Source organism: Nocardioides sp. REDSEA-S30_B4, assembly GCF_001627265.1.
Classification (GTDB): domain Bacteria; phylum Actinomycetota; class Actinomycetes; order Propionibacteriales; family Nocardioidaceae; genus Nocardioides.
Map to the genome: position 1 here is coordinate 1 of NZ_LUPI01000103.1, position 3,506 is coordinate 3,506.

The window sequence follows — 3,506 nt, forward strand, 5'->3', positions numbered from 1 at the left end:
GCCTTGATCTCGAGCAGGGTGCCCGCGACGGGCGAGGGGATCTCGGTGTCGACCTTGTCCGTGGAGACCTCGAGCAGCGGCTCGTCGACCTCCACGCTGTCGCCGACCTGCTTGAGCCAGCGGGTGACGGTGCCCTCGGTGACGGACTCGCCCAGGGCAGGCAGCGTCACCGACGTGCCGGAGCCACCGCCGGACCCGCCGGAGGCGGCCGGGGACTTCTCCTCCTCGGGGGTCTCGTCACCGGGAGGCAGGTCGCCGGTCTTCTCGGCGATCTCCTCCTCCTGCTCGGCCTTCTTCTCGGCCTCGCCCTCGTCGGCCGGCTCGGCCTCGGGTGTGGCGGAGTCCTCGGCAGAGTCATCGCTGGAGGCATCGCCGGAGTCGTCGGCGGAACCGGCGGACTCGCCCTCCTCACCGATCATCGCGAGGACCGCACCGACCTCGACGGTGTCGTCCTCCTCGGCCTTGATCTCGAGCAGGGTGCCCGCGACGGGCGAGGGGATCTCGGTGTCGACCTTGTCGGTGGAGACCTCGAGCAGCGGCTCGTCGACAGCGACGGTGTCGCCGACCTGCTTGAGCCAGCGGGTGACGGTGCCCTCGGTGACGGACTCGCCGAGCGCCGGGAGGTTGACTTCGGTGGCCAATGCGGTTCCTTCGGTAGCAGGTGGAGTGGAGCTGTCCGGGTGGCTCAGCCGTGCGCGTGCAGCGGCTTGCCGGCGAGGGCGAGATGGGCCTCGCCGAGCGCCTCGTTCTGGGTGGGGTGGGCGTGCACGAGCGGGGCGACGTCGTCGGGGTGGGCCTCCCACGCGTAGATCAGCTGGGCCTCGCCGACCAGTTCGCCGACGCGGTCGCCGACCATGTGGACGCCGACGACGGGACCGTCGGTGCGGCGCACGAGCTTCACGAAGCCCTGGGTCTGCAGGATCTGGCTCTTGCCGTTGCCGCCGAGGTCGTAGGTCAGCGTCTCGATCGCGTCGTCGCCGTACGTCGAGCGGGCGGTCTCCTCGTCGAGGCCGACCGAGGCGATCTCGGGGTGGGAGTAGGTGACGCGCGGGATCGCGGTCTCCTCGACCGGGACCGGCGCGAGGCCGGCGATCTCCTCGGCGACGAAGATGCCCTGCTGGAACCCCCGGTGGGCCAGCTGCAGGCCGGGCACGATGTCGCCCACGGCGTAGACGCCCTCGAGGTTGGTGCGGCAGCGCTCGTCGGCCAGCACGAACCCGCGCTCCATGGCGACGCCCTGCTCGGCGTACCCCAGGCCGTCGGTGGCCGGGCCACGGCCGACCGCGACGAGCAGGAGCTCGGCCTCGATGACCGACGTGGCGCCCTTGGCGTCCTCGACGCTGACGGCGACGCCGTCCGCGGTGCGCTCGACGGAGCTGAACCGGGTGGAGGTCTTGAAGGTGATGTCGCGCTTGCGGAAGGCACGTTCCAGCGCCTTCGACGAGGCCGGGTCCTCAGCGGCGACCAGGCGCGGCAGCGCCTCGACGATCGTGACGTCGGCGCCGAAGGAGCGCCACACGCTGGCGAACTCCGAGCCGATCACGCCACCGCCGAGCACCACGACCGAGGACGGGACGTGCTCCAGGCGCAGCGCGTGCTCGGAGGTCAGGACCCGCTCGCCGTCGACCTCCAGGCCGGGCAGAGAGCGGGAGTAGGAGCCGGAGGCCAGCACGAGGTGCGCGCCGGTGTAGGCGGTGCCGTCGACGGTGACCTCGCGAGGACCGGTCATGGTGCCGGCGCCCTCGATGACGGTGATGCCCCGTCCCTTGACCAGGCCGGTGAGGCCCTTGAACAGCCGGGCGACGACGCCGTCCTTGTAGGCGTTGACGCCGGCCATGTCGATGCCCTCGAGGGAGGCCTTGACCCCGAACCTCTCCGAGTCGCGTGCGGAGTCGGCGACCTCGGCCGCGTGCAGCAGCGCCTTGGTGGGGATGCAGCCGACGTGGAGGCAGGTGCCGCCCACCTTGTCCTTCTCGACCAGACCGACCGTGAGGCCGAGCTGGGCGGCGCGCAGGGCACAGGCGTAGCCGCCCGACCCGGCACCGAGGACGAGCACGTCGAAGTCGGTGTGTCCGGGAGTGTGTCCGGCGTCGGCCACCATGGTCCTTTGCGTAGGGGTGTGCGGGTGACTCCCCGTGGGAGTGCGGTCCATCTTTGCACTACTGCGACGACAGTCCACACCTGCCCGAGGGTGGGTCGGGCAGACTGGAGGCATGGGACTGCTCGACCGCTTCCGTCGTGACCGTGGTCCGCGCATGCGCGGACCGGCGAAGGACGGCTACCGCACCGGCTCGACCCGGGTGCGCGCTGCCGACTCGACCGACGTCGAGCACCTCACGACCTGGGTCGGCGCCCGGCGCGGTGTCGAGGGCTTCGTCGAGCCGCGCACCGCGGTCAGCGACGTCACCCTGCTGCTCGTCGCGCACGACGGGGAGTGGACGCGTCGCCGGGTGCCGTCGGTGAAGTGGGCCCACGAGTTCTGCAACCGGGCCCAGGTGCCGTCCTACGACGCGGCCGTCGTCGGCGTGCCGCAGCGCATGCGCGACTGGAACCGCCGCCAGCGTGAGGCCCAGAAGCAGCAGGCGCGCGACCTGGACTCCTGAGCCTGGACTGTTGAGCCTGGACTGTTGAGCCTGGCTCAGTCCGCCAGCGAGCGCGCGAGGTCGACGAGCGTGGCGACGGCGAAGCCGGTGCCGCCGCTGGTGACGTGACCCGTCGGTCCGCCGCTGGCGAAGGACGGGCCGGCGATGTCGACGTGGGCCCAGGGCCGGCCGGCGGTGAACTCGCGGAGGAACGCGCCCGCGAAGAGTCCCCCGCCCCAGCGCACCCAGTCGTGCTGGGCGAGGTCGGCGACCTTGGAGGAGGTGATCCGCTGCTTCATCTCCTCGGGGATCGGCATCGGCCAGCACGCCTCGCCGGCGGTCTCGGAGGCGGCCAGCACCTGGGCGACGACCTCCTCGCTGCCCATGACACCGGCGACCTGGTCGCCGAGCGCCACGACCATGTGGCCGGTGAGGGTGGCGACGTCGACGATGAGGTCGGGCTCGACCTCGGTCGCACGCACGAGCGCGTCGCCGAGGACGAGGCGGCCCTCGGCGTCGGTGTTGAAGATCTCGACGGTCGTCCCGCCGTACATCCGCAGGACGTCGCCTGGGCGCGTGGCCGAGCCGGAGAGCATGTTCTCGGCCATCGGCACGAAGGTGGAGACCTTGACCGGGAGGTCGAGGCGGGCGATGGCCAGCGTGGCCTGGACGACCGCGGCGGCACCGGCCATGTCGGACTTCATCTCGTGCATCGAGCCGGCCGGCTTGATGCTGAGGCCGCCGGAGTCGAAGGTGATGCCCTTGCCGACCAGGGCGAGGTGCGGGGCGTCCTTCGGCAGACCCTTGGGGGCGTAGGTGATCTCGACGAGCCGCGGCGGGGCGTCGGAGCCCTGCCCGACGCCGAGGATGCCGCCGCAGCCGAGCTCGGCCAGCGACGCCTCGTCGTGGACGGTGAGCGTGAGC

The 3,506-nt window shown here is 71.9% G+C and carries 4 protein-coding genes; 1 reads left to right on the plus strand and 3 read right to left on the minus strand.

All coding sequences use genetic code 11. From position 1 onward, the window contains the following. Nucleotides 1-641 (minus strand): biotin/lipoyl-containing protein (locus A6R01_RS17695; RefSeq protein ID WP_292608805.1); only part of this gene is annotated, 641 nt, incomplete at its 3' end. A 44-nt stretch (nucleotides 642-685) separates the two neighbouring features. Then, a complete protein-coding gene (gene lpdA, locus A6R01_RS17700) occupies nucleotides 686-2,101 on the minus strand; it encodes a dihydrolipoyl dehydrogenase (RefSeq protein ID WP_292608808.1) in 1,416 nt (471 codons plus the stop codon). Nucleotides 2,102-2,213: 112 nt separating this feature from the next. Between lpdA and A6R01_RS17705 the strand changes: the two genes are divergently transcribed. Continuing rightward, nucleotides 2,214-2,603: a hypothetical protein gene (locus tag A6R01_RS17705; protein WP_292608810.1), complete on the plus strand. Its 390-nt coding sequence runs from the start codon at nucleotides 2,214-2,216 to the stop codon at nucleotides 2,601-2,603. A gap of 35 nt (nucleotides 2,604-2,638) precedes the next feature. Here the strand turns inward: A6R01_RS17705 and A6R01_RS17710 are convergent. Next, the coding region (locus A6R01_RS17710; RefSeq protein WP_292608812.1) for a M17 family metallopeptidase at nucleotides 2,639-3,506 on the minus strand (868 nt) is incomplete at its 5' end.